Raw genomic sequence first — 15381 nt, forward strand, 5'->3', positions numbered from 1 at the left:
GGCGCTGTAGCGCTTTCTCGTCGTCTTCATTCCCGTGCCAGTCCTTCAGGTCGGGAGTAGCTTAACACCCTGTCCAGAAAACCGGCACCACCTCAGTCGAGCGCGTGCTCGAAATTCTCGAACGCGTTCACTACGCTGGCTATCTGAATTACCCCGAATGGGGCATCCACATGCGTGAGGGCAAGCACGAGCCAATCGTTAGCCTTGCGACATTCAGCGCGGTGCAGGATCGCTTGAAGGGCAATGCGAAAGCACCTGCCCGAAAAGATATCGCGCTCGATTTCGTATTGCGTGGCGCGGTGCTCTGCCATGACTGCGGTCAGCCCTATCGTGCCTGTTGGACGAAGGGGCGGCATGATCGCTATCCATACTATCTCTGCCAGACGAAGGGCTGCTCATCGTATGGGAAGTCGATCAAGCGCGATGTGATGGAGCGAGAGTTCGAAGAGCTTCTCGCGTCGCTTCGCCCATCACATGATATGTATCTTCTCGCGGTCGCTCTGTTCCGCGACTTGTGGGATGCGCGCGTGGCCGCATCACACGGCAATCGCGCACAGCTTCAAGCTGAGGTGAAGTTGCTCGAACAGCAGATCGAGCAACTCGTGGATCGTATCGTCAACACGGAGTCACCTGCTGTGCTGAACGCTTACGAGAATCGGTTGGCATCACTGGAAGCTCAAAAGGCGAAAGCGGCCGAAATGGTAGCTAATTGCGGTCGGCCGATCACGGATTTCGACTCGGCACATAGAACCGCTTTGGAATTCCTAGAAAATCCTTTTAAAATATGGGCTTCTGGCACTCTTGAGGCCAAGCGTGGGGTCATCCGCATGGCATTTGCCTCACGTCTTTCATACGAGCGCGGACACGGGTTTAGAACCGCTGAAACAGCGATTCCGTTCCGTATTTTCAATGACTTAGGAGGACTGGAGTCTGAAGACTCCGAAATGGTGCCCAGAAGAGGACTCGAACCTCCACGCCGTTTCCAGCGCCGCCACCTGAAGACGGTGCGTCTACCAATTCCGCCATCTGGGCACGGAAGCGGGGGTGATCTGCCTTCCCGCCGGGTAGGAGCGCGCAACTAGGCGACGGGGGGCGAGGTGTCAACGGGGGAAATCGGCATTGTGCGAAGTCTTTTTCGGCCGCCTGCACGTTCGCTCCGTTTGGGCATTGAAAGCGCAGGCTCCGCTGTGCCAAAGGCGGGCCGTGGTTCGCCCGGTTGCAGGGCGCGGCAAGCAGGATTTCGACAAATGGCAAACGGCAGGACGCGCGATCTGGATGGGATGCTGGTGGCCCTGGTGGGCGGCAGCGGCTTTTTCGGCAGGCATCTGGCGCAGGAATTGCTTTCGCGCGGGGCCCGCTTGCGGGTTTGCAGCCGCCACCCCGAACGTGCCTTCCGGCTCAAGCCGCTGGGCGGTCTTGGCCAGACGCAGTTCGTGGCCGCCGATGTGACGCGGCCTGAAACCGTGGCCAAGGCGCTGGTCGGCGTGGATGCGGTGGTGAACCTTGTCGGCGCCTTTGCCGGCAATCTTGATGCGGTGCAGGGCGCGGGCATCGGCCGGGTGGCGCAGGCCGCGAAGGATGCCGGTGCGCGGGCTTTCGTGCATGTTTCCGCGCTTGGCGCCGATGCCGACTCCGATGTGGCCTACGCCCGCACCAAGGCCGAGGGCGAAGCAGCGGTTCTGGCCGCATTCTCCACGGCCACGGTGGTGCGTCCGTCGATCCTGTTCGGCGAGGACGACAATTTCCTCAACATGTTCGGCGCGTTGATGGCCAAGTTGCCTGTTGTGCCGGTGTTCGGTGCGCAGGCAAGGCTGCAACCGGTGAACGTCGATGATGCGGCCGAAGCAGTGGCCAATGCGCTGGCTAATCCCGGCCTGCATGGCGGCAAGATCTATGAACTGGCTGGTCCAGAGGTGGTGACGATGGGCGAACTCAACCGCCGCATCGCAAAGGCGGCCGATCGCGCGCCGGTTCTGCTTGAGCTTCCCGACGGGGTTTGCGCAGCCTTTGCCGCGTTGACCGGATGGCTGCCCGGTGCGCCGATGAGCATGGACCAGTGGAAGCTGCTCAAGGCCGGCAACTTTGCCACCGGCACGCTGCCCGGCATCGATGCGCTTGGCGTCGTGCCGCGCCCGCTTGGCCTGTTCCTCGATCGCTGGATGACTCGCTACCGCAAGTTCGGCCGCTTTGGTGTGAAGGCCAAGACCGCGGCGTAGCAGCCAGGCGCCTTCTGCCTGCCTTGCCGCCGAATCCTCAGGCGTTCACATCGGCATAGTGGGCGGGGGGCTGAATCACATCCATGCGCTCTGCCAAGAGCGGGCGAAAGCTGGGACGGCTCTTGAACACTGAATACCAGCCGCGCGCCTGTTCGTGCCCGGACCAGTCTATCCCGCCCAGATAATCGGCCACGGAAAGCTGGGCAGCGGCGGCAAGATCGGCAAGGCTCATGGTTGAACCGGCCAGCCACGGCCGGTTGTCGATGAGGTAGTCGATGTAATCCAGATGTTCGTCGGCCAGACGCATGGCATCGCGCAGCCGCTTGCTGTCGGGCGGACTGCGATAGACGAGCCGCTTCTTCATGCGCTCTTCCAGCAGGGGCTGGGTGACATCGGCGTAGAAGTTCTCGTCGAACAGGGCCACCAGGCGGCGAATTTCGGCGCGATTGGGCGCGGTGCCGTTGATCATCGGGCTCTTGTCGACCGTCTCCTCGAAATATTCGCAGATCGCCCGGCTGTCGGCCAGGGTGATGCCGCGTTCCGGATTGTGGATGGCGGGGGTGCGATAGGCAGGGCTGATGTGTCCGAACGCCTCGCGCCTTTCCCACGGATTTTCGCGGACCAGATCATAGGCGACCCCCTTCTCGCTGAGCAGGAGCCGCACCTTGCGGCTGAAGGGGCACAGAGGGAATTGATGAAGCTGCCACATGGGGCATGAGCATTGCGCGGGGTTCGCGGTGAAGTCCAGAGGGGGCAAGCGCGAATATCGCCCACAGCGCGACCTGGCGCTTGCGGCGCGGGCGCGATCTGACCGCGACTGCTCCTAGCCTGACAGGCGCATGCGGTCGCGCAGCACGTCGAGGGCGATGCGCTCGATTTCCTCGGCGGGGCTTTCGGCCACGAGCAGCCGGCCCAGCGAACGCTGCTTTTGCGCGATCAGGTCGATGGCCTGAAGCTTGTCCATATGGCGAAGGGCAATGTCCATGTCCGCGCAGAGTGCGGAGCCAAGGGCTTCGACTTCCTCGGCCAGTTCTTCGAGCACGACGGCGATCTGGCGATGGGTTGCTTGAGCCATGAGGCAAACTTCCTTGTGTGGTCCGGCTTTCCTGTCCTGACGGGGCCTTCCGGCGCGGCCCTTGCGGGCGTGTCAGGCGGCTTCGGGCAATTGGGCGCCGTCCGAAAGGGCGGCAAGGTTCAGCACCATGACCATGCGGTCCTCGATCGCGGCCAGACCTTCGAGGAAGGGCACAACCGTATCGCCCGCCGAAGTGGGCGGCGGGGGCTGGAGCGCGTCGGCCGGAAGCGTCACGATGTCGCTTACCGAATCGACGATCCAGCCGGAAACCTGCGCGCCAAGCTGCGTCACGATGATCGCGTGGCGCGGGGTTGCCTCGGTGGCGCGCCAGCCCAGACGGGCGGCAAGGTCGATCACCGGCAGCACGGTGCCACGCAGGTTGACGACGCCCGCAACATAGTGCGGCACGCGCGGCAGGCGCGTGGTGGGCGACCAAGCGCGGATTTCGCGAATGGCCATGATATCGAGACCGAAGACCTGGCCTTCCACTTCGAAAGTTATCAGTTCGCGCAGCATTGCGGTGCTCCCGGCAAGGGTCAGTGGGCGACGCGACGCACGGCCGCGACAAGCTTTTCGGGATCGAAGGGCTTCACGATCCATCCCGTCGCACCGGCAGCGCGGGCGCGGGCCTTCTTCTCGTCCGAGCTTTCGGTGGTCAGCACGAGGATCGGGCGGTCGCGGTGACGGCTGCCTTCCCGCAGCCGTTCGATCAGGCCGAAGCCGTCAAGACGCGGCATGTTGATGTCGGTGATGACGACATCGACCTCGTTCATGGCCAGCCAGTCGAGTGCGGCAAGGCCGTCTTCGGCCTGCGCCACATCGAAGCCGTGGCCCGACAAGGCATGGTTGAGCAGCGCCCGCATCGAGGGGCTGTCGTCGACGGTAAGGATCCGGGTAGGATTGCTCATGGGAGGGACTCGCTTTTCCGATCAGAACAGTTCGACATCGCCGCGGGCGACCGCCGGGCGCGGGGTGGGTTGGACGGGCGGCGCGAACCGGTCTTCCACCGTGCGGAGGCGGACCTGGCCCGATGCCGGGCGGAAATCGACGCGGCGGGCGCTGGTGCCGCCCATGTCCTCGCGCACAAGGGCAATGCCTTCGCGCTGAAGGAATCCGCGCGCGAACTCGGCGTTCATTGTGCCGATGCGCATCATGTTGCGGTTGACATTGGCCCCACCATAGAGGTGTGCCTTGAGATTGGCCTTGCGCGCACCGTGGGCCAGCATCTGGTTGACCAGCAGCTCCATCAGATAGACGCCATAATGCTCGTCGATCTGGGTGCCGGGCACGTTGGCCGGGGGTTCAGACAACAGGAAGTGGTTCATGCCGCCAACCCGGCTGTGCGGATCATAGAGGCAGGTGGCCACGCACGAGCCGAGCACCGTGGAATATTCGACTGACGGGCTGGCACTGGCCAGCGCCTGCCCCTGCATCACGGTTATGCGTTCAAGCGGCGGCGCGCCGGGGATGGGAGTTTCGAGGCTCATCTCAGGCCGCCTTGCTGAAGGCGTGACGTGCGATGGCGCCCAGCGGCGCAACGATGCGTGCGGCGCCCAGATTGATCGCTGCGCGCGGCATGCCGAATACGGTGCAGGTCGCCTCGTCCTGTGCAATGGTGCGCGCGCCCTTTTGCGCCATGGCCAGCAGGCCCTGCGCGCCATCGGCTCCCATCCCGGTCAGCAGGATCCCGACACTGCGCGGGCCGACCACTTCGGCAACCGACGCGAAGAGCACGTCGACGCTGGGCAGGTGGCCCGATACCGGCGCGCCGCTGCGCAACTTGCAGTAAAAGCCCGTGCTGCCGCCAACGGTCAGGTGCCGGTCATCGCCCGGCGCAAGATAGACGTGTCCGTCCTTCAGCGGGGTGTCCGGTTCGGCCAGAACGATGCGCGGCGGGCAGGACTGGTCCAGCGTGCGCGCCACCGCCGGGGCGAAACGGGCGTTGATGTGCTGCACGATCAGCGTGGGCGGGCAATCAGCGGGAAAGCCGGAAAGCACCGTCTGGAGCGCTTCCACACCGCCGGTTGACGATCCGATGGCAATCAGCGCGGGCCGGTCTGTCAGCGAGCCGCGCGCTTCGAGCGCAACCCGCGCGATGGTCTCGGAAGGGGCTGATCTGGGGCGCGGGGCAAAGCGCACTTTCGCGGCCTCGCGGATCATGGCGGCGAGCCTTCCGGCATCGTCCAGCCCGGCACCATCACCCGATTTGGCATAGCAATCGACCGCGCCAAGCGCGAGCGCGCGGGCGGTCATCTCGTTGCCCTGCCGCGTGGCGCCGGAAACGATGATGACAGGCGTCGGGCGCAATTCCATGATCTTGGCGAGGAAGTCCAGACCGTTCATGCCCGGCATCTCGATGTCGAGCGTGACCACGTCGGGGTCCAGTTCGCGGATCATCTGGCGGCCTTCGGCGGCATTGGCGGCGGCGGCCACCACCTCGATGTCCGGCTCCCTGCCCAGCCGGTTCATCAGGATGGCCCGCATTGTGGGAGAATCGTCGACGATGACGACACGGATGGTCATGCGGCCCTCTTGCGATAGATGGTGGGGCCCTCGGTGGAGAGCAGGTCAAGCGCCGGTCCGGTCACGCGCTCGGAATGGCCGATATAGAGCCAGCCGCCGGGGCTGAGCACTTCGGCAAAGCGCTGGACCAGCCGCTCCTTGGTGGGGTTGTCGAAATAGATCATCACGTTGCGGCAGAAGATCGTGTCGAACCGGCCCTGCATCGGCCATGGCCCAAGCAGGTTGAGCATGCGAAAGCGGGCAAGCTGCTGCACTTCCGGGGCGATGACCGCGTCCTCGCCCTCGCTCTCGGTCCAGATGCGGCGCAGCGCTTCGGGCACGGCCTTCAGATCTTCGGCACGGTAAGTGGCGCTGCGGGCCTTTGCGAGGGCGTGGGCAGCAATGTCGCTGGCCAGCAGGCGCAGGTCGCGGCGGGCAATGGCTTTGCCCTCGGCCGGATCCGTCCCCAGCAGCGTCATCAGCAGCGACCACGTTTCCTCGCCGCTGGAACAGCCAGCCGACCAGAGCCGCACCTTGCCGCCCGTCTGCAGACGCTGGACATAGCCGGGCCGCACGTGCTGCGCGAAGTGTTCGAAATGGTGCGCCTCGCGGTAGAAGAAGGTGTGGTTCGTGGTCAGCGCGCAGATCGCCTTCTGGCGCTCGGCCGCGTTCTCGCGGATGCGCATGACATAGGAACCGAACGTGGCGCAGCCCGAATCGCGCACCAGCGGGGCAAGGCGCGAATAGACCAGCATGGCCTTGCCTGCGGGCAGGACGATTCCCGCCTCGGCATGGGCGATATCGGCAATCGCGCGGAAATCGGCGTTGTCATAGATGCCGGGGCTGATGCCCGGCATCGAGGCGTCAAGGGCTTCCATCAGTCTCATGCGGCTTCTGCCAGCGGCGTGGCGGCCCCGGCAGAAGCGAGGCTGCGCGAGACAAGGCCATCCACATCGACGATCAGCGCCACCCGGCCATCGCCAAGGATCGTGGCCCCTGCCACGCCTTCGACCGAGCGGTAATGCGTATCAAGACTCTTTATGACGACCTGGCGCTGGTCGCAGATGGCATCGACCATCAGCGCAGCACGACCCGCGCCTTCGGTTTCAACCACGATCAGCACGGCATCGACCGGATCGGTCGCGGCCCCTTCCGCGCCAACGGCACGCGCCAGCGGGATCACCGGTATGAAGCGGCCGCGCACGTTTATCATGCAGCGGTTCACGCCAAGTCCCTGCACCTCGTTGGGGGCAGGGCGCAGGCTTTCCACCACGTTGGCCAGCGGCACGACCAGCGTCTGGTCGCCGACGTTCACCACCATGCCGTCGGAAATCGCCAGCGTCAGCGGCAGGGTAAGGGTGAAGGTCGTGCCCTTGCCCGGTTCGGAATCGATGGTGATGCGCCCGCCCAGATCCTTCACGTTCTGGCGGACCACATCCATGCCCACCCCGCGCCCGGAAACGTTCGTGACCTGCTGCGCGGTGGAAAAGCCGGGAGCGAAGATCAGAAGGTCGATCTCCTCTTTCGAAAGCACCGCATCCGGCGCGATCAGGCCCTTCTCCACGGCCTTTGCAAACACGCGCTCGCGGTCGATGCCCTTGCCGTCGTCGGCAATGCGGATGAGGATGCGGCCCGAACGGTGCTCGGCCGATAGCGTGAGCGTGCCTTCCGCGGGCTTGCCCGCGGCAAGGCGCTGGTCGGCCGGTTCGATGCCGTGGTCCACCGCGTTGCGGATCAGGTGGGTGAGAGGTTCGCCCAGCCGCTCGATCACGGTCTTGTCCAGTTCGGTGCTCTCGCCCGAAACTTCCAGCTTCACGTGTTTGCCGGTGGATGCGGCCAGTTCGCGCAGGATGCGCGGCACGCGGCTGAACACCGAACCGATCGGCTGGGCGCGGATCGCCATGGCCGATTCCTGGATGTCGCGCGTCAGTCCTTCGATCATGGCCATCTCCTCGGCCACGGCAAGGCCCTGCCCGGCAAGGCGCTGCGCCATCATCGCCTGGGCAATGACGAGTTCGCCCACCGCATCGATCAGCTTGTCGAGCTTGCCCAGTTCGATGCGGATCGACTGGCCGGGGGCTGGCGGCGCGGGCGGTGCCGATCCTGCCGCCGGTGCGGCCAGAGCCGAGGCAGGAGAGCCCGGAACGGCGGCCGCCGCGCCATGGACCGCAGGCGCGGCGGCGGGCGTCTGCGCGGATGCTGCGGCGGCCAACCCTGACGATGTGGGAGCAGGCGCGGGCCTTGCTGCCGCTGGCTGCTCAGGATAGCGGATCGGCGGCATCGGTGCGTCATCGCCAAAGGCCAGCGCGCAATCATCGCCCACGAAATCGAAAATGTCGCGCACTGCCGCTTCGGTCACGCTGGCGGGGAAGCTGAAGGTCCAGCCGAGATAGCCGGTGCCCACATCAAGGGCATCGAGCGGGGGCACTGCGGAAATGTCGCAGGCCTCGCAGCGGCCTCCCAGATCGCCCATCTCGCGCAGCATAAGCAGCGGCTCGCTGCCGTTGCGCATGGCTGCCGCATGGGGGCGCAGCCGCATCTGCCAGCGCGGTTCGTCGGCGGCTTGCGCTTCGGCCTTGGGGGCAATCTCGCCCGAAATGTCGTCAAGCAGGGCATCAAGGTCGAAATCGAGATCGAAATCGCCTGCGCCATTATCGCTGCCCGCCCCTTCGGCGGGATGGGGCGCCGTATGCGGCGCGGCTTCGGGGGCCGGTGCCGGTGGAACCCCGGCATTTGCGGCCATGGCGGCGGTCAGTTCAGCCTGAAGCACCGCGTCTTCGGGCGGTGCGCTTTCGCCGCGCGCCGCACTCACATGGTCGCTCAGCGTATCCAGCGCGCGCAGCAGCAGGTCCACCAGCGGCTCGGTGATCGGCACCGTCCCGTCGCGAACGTCGGAGAGCAGCGTTTCGAAGGTATGCGTGAACGCCTGAAGCGCGACATAGCCGAAGGCACCCGCCCCGCCCTTGATCGAATGGACGGCGCGGAACACGGCGTTGACGGTATCGGCATCGTGCGTGCCATCACGGCAGGCGGCCAGCCCCTGTTCGGCGGCGACCAGCGATTCCTCGCACTCGGCGAAGAAGATGGCCTGGATTTCCTCGGCGTTCATGCATCGATCCCGGAAAGCAGTTCGTCTTCAAGCCCGGTCAGCGCGGCGGCTTCGCGCAGGGCCTGCGATGGCTGGATCACCGCGCCTTCGCCGGTCTGGCGTGCACTGACCAGCAACTGGAGCATGGCCTGTCCGATCTGGCGGCACTCGCGCGCATCGATCTGCAAGGGACCGGAACCGAGCGCGGCCACCATTTCGGGCAGCAGGGCTTCGGCGGCGGCGCGATCACACCGTGCGGGCAACAGGATCGTCGACATGGAGACGCAGTTCCTCCGGCTTGGCGCGCCGGTTCGGTGGAATCGGGCGCGGCTTCGAGGCTCACCGCAATAGGGCAGGAGGGCAAAGGCGCTCTTTCCCGGCCCTTAGGGTGAGATACGTAAGGGGCGGCACAGGATTTTGTCGGTCCTGTGTGCGTAGGGAAGACACATGCGGCGCAGGTGCGCCCGATGATAAGGTCTGTTCTCCCATGCACGAAGCACGCGTTCTGGTTGTCGATGATTCCGCTGCGATGCGGGCGCTCTTTTCCGATATTCTCGATCAGGCAAAGAACGTGACCGTCATCGGTGCTGCCGCCAATGCCGCCGAAGCACGCGACCAGATCCGCGAACTGCGCCCCAATGTCGTCACGCTCGACGTGGAAATGCCGGGGATGAGCGGGATCGAGTTTCTCGAAGAGATCATGACCTCCAACCCGCTGCCGGTGGTCATGCTCTCCAGCCTTACGCAGGCGGGCACCGAAACCTCGCTCAAAGCCTATGAACTGGGCGCGGTCGAATGCTTTCCCAAACCCCTGAAGGCCACGCCCGAACAGTTCAGCAAGACCGTGGGCAAGCTGGGCAAGATCGTGCTGGCGGCCGCCAACAGCAACGTGAGGGACCGCAAGGCCCCGCGCGAGCACAAGGCTGCCGAAGCCCATTTCGAATGGAACGGGCACATCCTCGCGCTCTCGGCCTCGATGGGCGGGATCGACGCGCTGACGCAGCTTCTTGCCTATTGGCCCGAAAAGTGCCCCCCCACGGTGATTGCGCTTAATGCCGAACCCGCCGTGGTCGAAACCTTCATCAAGCGCATGGACGGCGAGCTGAAGTGCGCGGTCAAGGCGGCAAAGGATGGCACCCCGCTGGCGGCTGGCACCATTCACATCGCCTATGATCCCGAACGCCACGCGGTGATCGAACCGGGCAGCCCGGCCAAGTTGCGCCTGATTGATCGAGATCCGGTGGACGGGATGCGCCCCTCGGCTAACCTCCTGTTCGGCTCCATCGCGCGCGGGGCCATTCCGGCGGCCGGTGCAGTTCTGACGGGCATGGGCGCCGACGGGGCCAAGGGTCTCAGGCTGATGCGCGATGCCGGATGCCGGACCTTTGCCCAGGACCGCAAGAGCGCGCTCGTATCCGAAGCGCCCGCGGCCGCCATTGCCGTCGAGGCTGCTGAAAGCGAACTTGCGCTTGACGATCTGGGCGCCGCCCTCATCGCCTGCTGCAATATCGGTTGATCGCCCCGCCATCCCGCGCCGCCCATCCCCTTGCGGCGCGGGTGCAACGAAAGCCCGGAACCTGCGCAGGGGTTCCGGGCTTTTTTGCATCATGCGCGCGATAAGGGGTGCGGCCTGGTCAGGCGGCCATGCTGCGCAGCATGGCCTCGCGGATCTCGGTGAAGTCCTGCCGGATCAGCCGCAGCTTGGCAGGATCGAAGCGCGTCACGCAATCGAGCACCGCGCTGCGGGCCGACTGGTAAAGCTGCATCAGCGCGCCGGCCGTGGGGTTGGCCATGTCAACGCCCATCTGCAAGGCGGTCAGCGCAGAAACCGCGCGGGTCAGCGCCGCGCTCTTGGCGGCATTGTCGGCCCGTTCCTGCGCGTGGAGCGCCCGGCCAATCGAGCCGATCACCTGTTCAAGGCACAGATCGACAAGCTGGCGCGAATCCGCGCCGCGCACGCGCGCATCGAAATCGATGCGGCGGTAGGCTTCCGAAGGATCATTGCGGTGGTGCAGCATCAGTTCTTGCTCGCATTCCAGGCGTCGATCTGCGCCTTGAGGAAGGACAGGGTGGATTGCGATCCGCTGACCCGGCTGTCCATCGCGGCAAAGCGCGTAACCAGCCGCGCGCGGAAATCTTCCTGCTTGGCGGCCAGTTCGCTGCTCTTGTCGGAGATGGTCTTGCTGAGCGCGGTGTAGCGATTGATCGAACTGGCAAGCGATGCGCCGCCGGTGGTGGTCGAGGCCGCGCGCGCGATCCGGTCGATGGTCGAGAAAACGCCGAATACCCCGGTGGTCCACATCGCCCCGGCGCCTTGCGGATTGTCGCGCAGGGTGCCGCTCAACCGGGTGGAATCGAGCGTGAAGCTGCCGTTGCGTTCCAGCTTCAGCCCCAGATCGCCCAAGGTTGCCGGTTCGCCCGCGGCGGCATTGCGCATGATCCGTTCCGATGGCAGCGAAACCAGCGCCTGACGCAGCGCGCGCGCGCCGGGATCGTTGCGCAGTGGCCCGCCCAACGGATCGGTTGCGCTGTTGAGCGCCGAGACCACTTCGTTGAGCGCGCCCACCAGGTCGTTCATCGCGGTGGAGATGTTGGGCGTGGGATCGCTGAACCGGATGGTGGCGGGGTTGCCTGCATTGGTCGCCGACAGCCGCAGGTTCACCCCCGGCACGATCTCGTTGATGGTGTTGCTGGTGCGTGAATAGGAGACGCCGTCGATCGTGAAGTTCGCGTTGCTGGCAGCAGCCTGCAACTGGCCGCTGTTGGTCGCCGGTGTCCACGCCAGATTGGCAAGGCCTTCTTCGCCGGGTGTTTCAGCCGCTTCGATGATGAAGCCGTTGGTTGCGCCCTCGCGTCCGCGCAGCACCAGTTGCGCGCCTGCCGCGCCGTTGGCGACATAGGCATTGATGCCCGCGCCCGATGCGTTGATCGCGGCGGCCACATCGGCCAGCGTTGCCCCGCTGGCGATGGTGAGATTCACCTCCGACTGCGCGGGGTCGGCGGTGAAGCTGCCGCCCGAAACGGTCCCGAAACGCAGGGTCAGCGTGCCCGCACCCACTGCGCTCGTTGCGCTGGCATAAGGGGGCAGCGCCATGCGCTGGGGGCCTGCAAGGCTGGTGACTTCCAAAGCATAGGTGCCCCGCCCGGTGGCAACGCCGCGCGTCACTTCGGCCACGGCAGGGTTGCTGATTTCCGGCTTCACTGCCAGATCACCCGTGCGGATCAGCGACCCGATCGAGGATGACAGCGTGCTCATCATCGAACGCAGGTTCGATGCGGCCGAAATCTGCGCGGTAAGCTTTTCGCTGCGCGCGGCAAGCTGATCGATCCGGGTGGCGAACTGGGCGGCGGCAAGCTGCTCTGCCAGTTGCGCGGTATTGATGCCGCTGCCCGCGCCCAGGGTCGATACGATCTGGGCTGTGGCCGACGTCGATGCGGTGGACGAAGTGCTGGTCATGGAGATCAGGACGGCGGCGCGGCCGCCCGGTTAAGCGTCATCACCGCCTCTGGTCTGCCATCGGCATCAAAGCGCATGTGCAGCGGCAGATCGATCGGCGGCAGCACCGGGTTGTCGCCGCGCTTCAGCGACATGACGAAGGCCAGCACGCAGGCGATGGCCGCATAGAGATCCTCGCGGATCATCTGGTTCTCGCGCGTGGTGAAATAGACCGATCGTGCCAGCGGCGGCACCTCGATGCAGGGCACGCCCAGTTCGGCGGCCAGTTCGCGCATGGCCAGGGCCTTCTCGCCGCGACCCTTGGCCAGAACCACCGGCGCGGGCGCAAGATCGGGATCATAGGTCAGCGCCACCGAAAAGTGCGTAGGGTTGGTGATGACGAACTGCGCCTTCTGCATGGCACCCTGCATCGCCCCCATGGCGAACTGGCGCTGCTTCTGGCGGATCGCGGCCTTCTTTTCGGGCGATCCTTCGGCATCCTTGTGCTCGTCCTTGATCTCCTGAAGCGTCATCTTCAGCCGCAGGAAACGGCGCACCCACTGGATCGGAAAGTCGATCAGCGCGATCACTGCAAGGCCCGCAGCCAGCGCGAAGGCCAGCGAGGTGACGGCATCCCACGCCGCAACGAGCTGGCCGTGGACATTGCCCCGCCCCAGCCCGATCAGCGTGTCGATCCGGCCCGAAGCCCAGGCCCACGCGATGGCGCCCAGCAGCACCAGCTTGGCGAGGCCCTTGCCCAGTTCGATCCAGCCCTGCGGCCCGAACATGCGCTTCAGCCCCGAAAGCGGATTGATCCGCGATGCCTTGGGCGCGAGATTGCCCGCGTTCCAGCGCCCGTCGGAAAGGCCGACCTGCGAAAACACCGATGATGCCAGCACCAGTGTGCCAAGCAGCAGCACCGGCGGCAGCACCGCCAGCAGGATGCCGGTCATCAGCCTGCCGGGCGTGAAATCCTCGATGGCCGTGCGGTCAATCGTGAAAGACGCGCGCAACGTATCCTGCAAGACATCGAACAGCCATGGCCCGGCCAGTTTCAGCCAGACCGCGCCCACCATCACGCCAACCGCCGTTGCCAGCTCCTTCGAGCGCAGGACATCGCCCTTCTTCGCGGCGTCCTGCTTGCGCTTCTGGGTCGGGGCAAAGGACTTTTCGCCTTCCTGCTCGGCCATCGCGCCTGCCCTTCTACTGTGCGATCAGCGCGGCTGCATGGCCGACCGCGCTGGCCGAGATGTCGATCATCAGATCGGTGAACATGGGCGCGGCGGCGATCATCGCGGCAAGGCCGGCCAGCACGCCCGCCGGCAGACCAAGCGAAAACAGGTTGAGGCTGGGTGCCGAGCGGCTGATGATCCCGGTCGTGACCTGCACCAGCAGCAGGATCAGCGTCACCGGCAGCGCGATGAGCAGCGCGGTCAGGAACATCTGACCGGCGAACTGCGCGATCAGATCCATCCGTCCTGCGCTGAGCCATGGCGTGCCGGGCGGGAAGGCGGCATAGCTTTCGACCAGCAGGCCGATCCAGTTGAGATGTGCGCCCGTGCCAAGGAAGATCACCGTCAGCACGACCGCAAAGTATTGTCCCAGCGCGGGGGAACTGGCCCCGCTGACCGGATCGGCAGTGGTGGCGATGGACATGCCCATCCCGGCGCCGATCACTTCGGCGGCAAGGGTGGGGGCGGCGAACGAGAGTTGCAGCACGAAGCCCATGGCAAGCCCGATCAGCACTTCACCCGCGGTGAACAGCAGGCCATTGAGCGAAAGCAGCGCGGGCGGTGCGGCAACCGGCGTCCACGCGCAGACCAGCAGGGCAAGCGCTGCCGTCAGCACCACGCGGACCTGATAGGGAACGGTCCCGCCGCCAAACAGGGGGGCGGCGAACATGGCCGCGCCAATGCGGGTCATCACGAAGACCCAGCGCCAGAAATCGGCCTCAAGCGCGCCAAAGCCGAAGTTGAGCTGCACCATGGCGCGCCTTCAGCCTTGGCCTGTCAGCGCGATCTGGTTGAAGATTTCACGCGTGAAATCGCCGATCAGGCCCAGCATGGCCGCGCCGAACAGCACCAGCACCAGCGCGGTTATCGCCAGCTTGGGCACGAAGGTGAGCGTCTGCTCGTTGACCGAGGTCGCGGCCTGAATGACCCCGACGACAAGGCCCACCGCAAGCGATGCCAGAAGCACCGGGGCGGCCACCAGCGCGGTGATCCACAGCATCCGGTCGGCCAGCGAAAGAAGAGAGGCGGTATCGTCCATTGGCGCTTATCCGAAACTGGCCGCAAGGCTGCCCATCAGCAGCGCCCAGCCATCGACCAGCACGAACAGGAGCAGCTTGAACGGCAGCGAGACGATGGTCGGGCTCATCATCATCATGCCAAGACTCATCAGCACCGATGACACGACAAGGTCGATCACGAGGAACGGCAGAAACAGCATGAAGCCGATCTGGAAGGCGGTTTTCAGCTCGCTCGTGACGAAGGCGGGCAGCAGGATCGAATAGGGCACGTCGGCCGCCTTGGCGAACCTTGGCGTCTTGGCCATCTCGGCAAACATCCTGAGGTCCGTCTCGCGCGTCTGGCGGATCATGAAGGCGTGAAACTCGCGCCCGCCTGCGGCAATGGCCTGCTCCGCTCCGATCTGGCCACTGGCATAGGGCTGGATCGCGGATGCGTTCACCTTGTCGAGCGTTGGGCCCATGATGAACAGCGAAAGGAACAGCGAAAGCCCGATCAGCACCTGATTGGGCGGCGACTGTTGCAGCCCCATCGCCTGTCGCAGGATCGAAAGGACCACCAGCACCCGCGTGAAGCTGGTCATCATCAGGATCAGCGAAGGCAGGATCGTGAGCAGCCCCATGATGAGCAGGAGCTGGAGCGACAGCGAGAGCGAGCCGCCGCTTTGCGCGCCCGCGATCTGGCCGAAGGCGCGGTCGAGCGCGCCCGAAAGCGCGGCTGGCTGTTGCGCGGGGGCGGGGCCAGTGGCCTGTGCCAGCGCATGATGCGGCAGCAGGAACAGAGCGGTGGTCATGGCAGAGACCATCGCGGTTGCA

At 65.3% G+C, this 15381-nt stretch carries 17 protein-coding genes, 1 tRNA gene and 1 pseudogene; 3 read left to right on the forward strand and 16 right to left on the reverse strand.

All coding sequences use genetic code 11. The features are described from left to right. Positions 1 to 104: 104 nt before the first annotated feature. A pseudogene (locus DKM43_RS16805) lies at positions 105 to 392 on the forward strand (recombinase family protein); the annotation flags it as partial. 553 nt (positions 393 to 945) lie between these two features. Here the strand turns inward: DKM43_RS16805 and DKM43_RS10660 are convergent. Then, positions 946 to 1032: transfer RNA gene (locus DKM43_RS10660), tRNA-Leu, on the reverse strand. Positions 1033 to 1247: 215 nt separating this feature from the next. On the opposite strand from DKM43_RS10660, the gene DKM43_RS10665 reads away from it, so the two are divergent. Further along, entirely contained in the window at positions 1248 to 2216 is a 969-nt protein-coding gene (locus DKM43_RS10665) for a complex I NDUFA9 subunit family protein (RefSeq protein WP_109798502.1), read from the forward strand. Positions 2217 to 2253: 37 nt separating this feature from the next. On the opposite strand, the gene DKM43_RS10670 is transcribed toward DKM43_RS10665, so the two are convergent. From DKM43_RS10670 to DKM43_RS10710, 9 genes are all read right to left on the reverse strand, one after another. After that, positions 2254 to 2925 carry a glutathione S-transferase family protein gene (locus tag DKM43_RS10670; RefSeq protein WP_109798503.1) on the reverse strand — a complete coding sequence of 224 codons (672 nt, stop codon included), beginning with the start codon at positions 2923 to 2925 and terminating at the stop codon, positions 2254 to 2256. A 114-nt stretch (positions 2926 to 3039) separates the two neighbouring features. Next, a complete protein-coding gene (locus tag DKM43_RS10675; RefSeq protein ID WP_109798504.1) occupies positions 3040 to 3291 on the reverse strand; it encodes a hypothetical protein in 252 nt (83 codons plus the stop codon). A 72-nt stretch (positions 3292 to 3363) separates the two neighbouring features. Next, a complete protein-coding gene (locus DKM43_RS10680) occupies positions 3364 to 3807 on the reverse strand; it encodes a chemotaxis protein CheW (RefSeq protein WP_109798505.1) in 444 nt (147 codons plus the stop codon). 20 nt (positions 3808 to 3827) lie between these two features. Continuing rightward, entirely contained in the window at positions 3828 to 4199 is a 372-nt protein-coding gene (locus DKM43_RS10685; RefSeq protein ID WP_109798506.1) for a response regulator, read from the reverse strand. 21 nt (positions 4200 to 4220) lie between these two features. Beyond that, positions 4221 to 4778, reverse strand: coding sequence for a chemotaxis protein CheD (locus DKM43_RS10690; RefSeq protein ID WP_109798507.1), 558 nt, complete (start codon positions 4776 to 4778; stop codon positions 4221 to 4223). A 1-nt stretch (position 4779) separates the two neighbouring features. Continuing rightward, the gene (locus tag DKM43_RS10695; RefSeq protein WP_109798508.1) at positions 4780 to 5814 is read right to left on the reverse strand and encodes a protein-glutamate methylesterase/protein-glutamine glutaminase; all 1035 of its coding nucleotides are present in this window, start codon (positions 5812 to 5814) and stop codon (positions 4780 to 4782) included. Then, positions 5811 to 6671 carry a CheR family methyltransferase gene (locus DKM43_RS10700; protein ID WP_236632521.1) on the reverse strand — a complete coding sequence of 287 codons (861 nt, stop codon included), beginning with the start codon at positions 6669 to 6671 and terminating at the stop codon, positions 5811 to 5813. The genes DKM43_RS10695 and DKM43_RS10700 overlap by 4 nt, the downstream gene beginning before the upstream one ends. A gap of 5 nt (positions 6672 to 6676) precedes the next feature. Next, positions 6677 to 8902 (reverse strand): chemotaxis protein CheA, encoded by a 2226-nt coding sequence (locus tag DKM43_RS10705; protein WP_109798510.1) that lies wholly within the window; start codon positions 8900 to 8902, stop codon positions 6677 to 6679. Then, positions 8899 to 9159: an STAS domain-containing protein gene (locus tag DKM43_RS10710; RefSeq protein WP_109798511.1), complete on the reverse strand. Its 261-nt coding sequence runs from the start codon at positions 9157 to 9159 to the stop codon at positions 8899 to 8901. The genes DKM43_RS10705 and DKM43_RS10710 overlap by 4 nt, the downstream gene beginning before the upstream one ends. A 209-nt stretch (positions 9160 to 9368) precedes the next feature. Here DKM43_RS10710 and DKM43_RS10715 point away from each other — a divergent pair, with 209 nt between their 5' ends. Then, positions 9369 to 10397 carry a chemotaxis protein CheB gene (locus tag DKM43_RS10715; protein ID WP_109798512.1) on the forward strand — a complete coding sequence of 343 codons (1029 nt, stop codon included), beginning with the start codon at positions 9369 to 9371 and terminating at the stop codon, positions 10395 to 10397. A gap of 118 nt (positions 10398 to 10515) precedes the next feature. Here DKM43_RS10715 and DKM43_RS10720 read toward each other — a convergent pair whose 3' ends face one another. The 6 genes from DKM43_RS10720 to fliP are packed head-to-tail and all read right to left on the reverse strand — an operon-like array spanning position 10516 to position 15371. Then, positions 10516 to 10899 carry a flagellar export chaperone FliS gene (locus DKM43_RS10720; protein WP_109798513.1) on the reverse strand — a complete coding sequence of 128 codons (384 nt, stop codon included), beginning with the start codon at positions 10897 to 10899 and terminating at the stop codon, positions 10516 to 10518. After that, on the reverse strand, positions 10899 to 12338 hold the full coding sequence (gene fliD, locus DKM43_RS10725) for a flagellar filament capping protein FliD (RefSeq protein WP_109798514.1): 1440 nt from the start codon (positions 12336 to 12338) through the stop codon (positions 10899 to 10901). Before fliD ends, DKM43_RS10720 begins: the two co-directional genes overlap by 1 nt. 5 nt (positions 12339 to 12343) lie before the next feature. Then, on the reverse strand, positions 12344 to 13507 hold the full coding sequence (locus tag DKM43_RS10730) for an EscU/YscU/HrcU family type III secretion system export apparatus switch protein (RefSeq protein ID WP_109798515.1): 1164 nt from the start codon (positions 13505 to 13507) through the stop codon (positions 12344 to 12346). Between the two features lie 13 nt (positions 13508 to 13520). After that, positions 13521 to 14303, reverse strand: coding sequence for a flagellar biosynthetic protein FliR (gene fliR, locus DKM43_RS10735; RefSeq protein ID WP_109798516.1), 783 nt, complete (start codon positions 14301 to 14303; stop codon positions 13521 to 13523). Positions 14304 to 14312: 9 nt separating this feature from the next. Next, positions 14313 to 14588, reverse strand: coding sequence for a flagellar biosynthetic protein FliQ (locus DKM43_RS10740; RefSeq protein WP_109798517.1), 276 nt, complete (start codon positions 14586 to 14588; stop codon positions 14313 to 14315). Between the two features lie 6 nt (positions 14589 to 14594). Beyond that, on the reverse strand, positions 14595 to 15371 hold the full coding sequence (gene fliP, locus DKM43_RS10745) for a flagellar type III secretion system pore protein FliP (RefSeq protein ID WP_109798518.1): 777 nt from the start codon (positions 15369 to 15371) through the stop codon (positions 14595 to 14597). Positions 15372 to 15381: the final 10 nt, after the last annotated feature.

Origin of the sequence: Novosphingobium meiothermophilum, assembly GCF_003171715.1 — a bacterium.
In the GTDB taxonomy this organism is placed as follows: Bacteria; Pseudomonadota; Alphaproteobacteria; order Sphingomonadales; family Sphingomonadaceae; genus Novosphingobium; species Novosphingobium meiothermophilum.

What these genes read in the sequence shown, in the direction of transcription:
- DKM43_RS10665 (WP_109798502.1), top strand. Translation starts at nt 1,248, where the DNA reads ATGGCAAACGGCAGGACGCGCGATCTGGATGGGATGCTGGTGGCCCTG.
- DKM43_RS10670 (WP_109798503.1), bottom strand. Translation starts at nt 2,925, where the DNA reads ATGTGGCAGCTTCATCAATTCCCTCTGTGCCCCTTCAGCCGCAAGGTG.
- DKM43_RS10675 (WP_109798504.1), bottom strand. Translation starts at nt 3,291, where the DNA reads ATGGCTCAAGCAACCCATCGCCAGATCGCCGTCGTGCTCGAAGAACTG.
- DKM43_RS10680 (WP_109798505.1), bottom strand. Translation starts at nt 3,807, where the DNA reads ATGCTGCGCGAACTGATAACTTTCGAAGTGGAAGGCCAGGTCTTCGGT.
- DKM43_RS10685 (WP_109798506.1), bottom strand. Translation starts at nt 4,199, where the DNA reads ATGAGCAATCCTACCCGGATCCTTACCGTCGACGACAGCCCCTCGATG.
- DKM43_RS10690 (WP_109798507.1), bottom strand. Translation starts at nt 4,778, where the DNA reads ATGAGCCTCGAAACTCCCATCCCCGGCGCGCCGCCGCTTGAACGCATA.
- DKM43_RS10695 (WP_109798508.1), bottom strand. Translation starts at nt 5,814, where the DNA reads ATGACCATCCGTGTCGTCATCGTCGACGATTCTCCCACAATGCGGGCC.
- DKM43_RS10700 (WP_236632521.1), bottom strand. Translation starts at nt 6,671, where the DNA reads ATGGAAGCCCTTGACGCCTCGATGCCGGGCATCAGCCCCGGCATCTAT.
- DKM43_RS10705 (WP_109798510.1), bottom strand. Translation starts at nt 8,902, where the DNA reads ATGAACGCCGAGGAAATCCAGGCCATCTTCTTCGCCGAGTGCGAGGAA.
- DKM43_RS10710 (WP_109798511.1), bottom strand. Translation starts at nt 9,159, where the DNA reads ATGTCGACGATCCTGTTGCCCGCACGGTGTGATCGCGCCGCCGCCGAA.
- DKM43_RS10715 (WP_109798512.1), top strand. Translation starts at nt 9,369, where the DNA reads ATGCACGAAGCACGCGTTCTGGTTGTCGATGATTCCGCTGCGATGCGG.
- DKM43_RS10720 (WP_109798513.1), bottom strand. Translation starts at nt 10,899, where the DNA reads ATGCTGCACCACCGCAATGATCCTTCGGAAGCCTACCGCCGCATCGAT.
- fliD (WP_109798514.1), bottom strand. Translation starts at nt 12,338, where the DNA reads ATGACCAGCACTTCGTCCACCGCATCGACGTCGGCCACAGCCCAGATC.
- DKM43_RS10730 (WP_109798515.1), bottom strand. Translation starts at nt 13,507, where the DNA reads ATGGCCGAGCAGGAAGGCGAAAAGTCCTTTGCCCCGACCCAGAAGCGC.
- fliR (WP_109798516.1), bottom strand. Translation starts at nt 14,303, where the DNA reads ATGGTGCAGCTCAACTTCGGCTTTGGCGCGCTTGAGGCCGATTTCTGG.
- DKM43_RS10740 (WP_109798517.1), bottom strand. Translation starts at nt 14,588, where the DNA reads ATGGACGATACCGCCTCTCTTCTTTCGCTGGCCGACCGGATGCTGTGG.
- fliP (WP_109798518.1), bottom strand. Translation starts at nt 15,371, where the DNA reads ATGGTCTCTGCCATGACCACCGCTCTGTTCCTGCTGCCGCATCATGCG.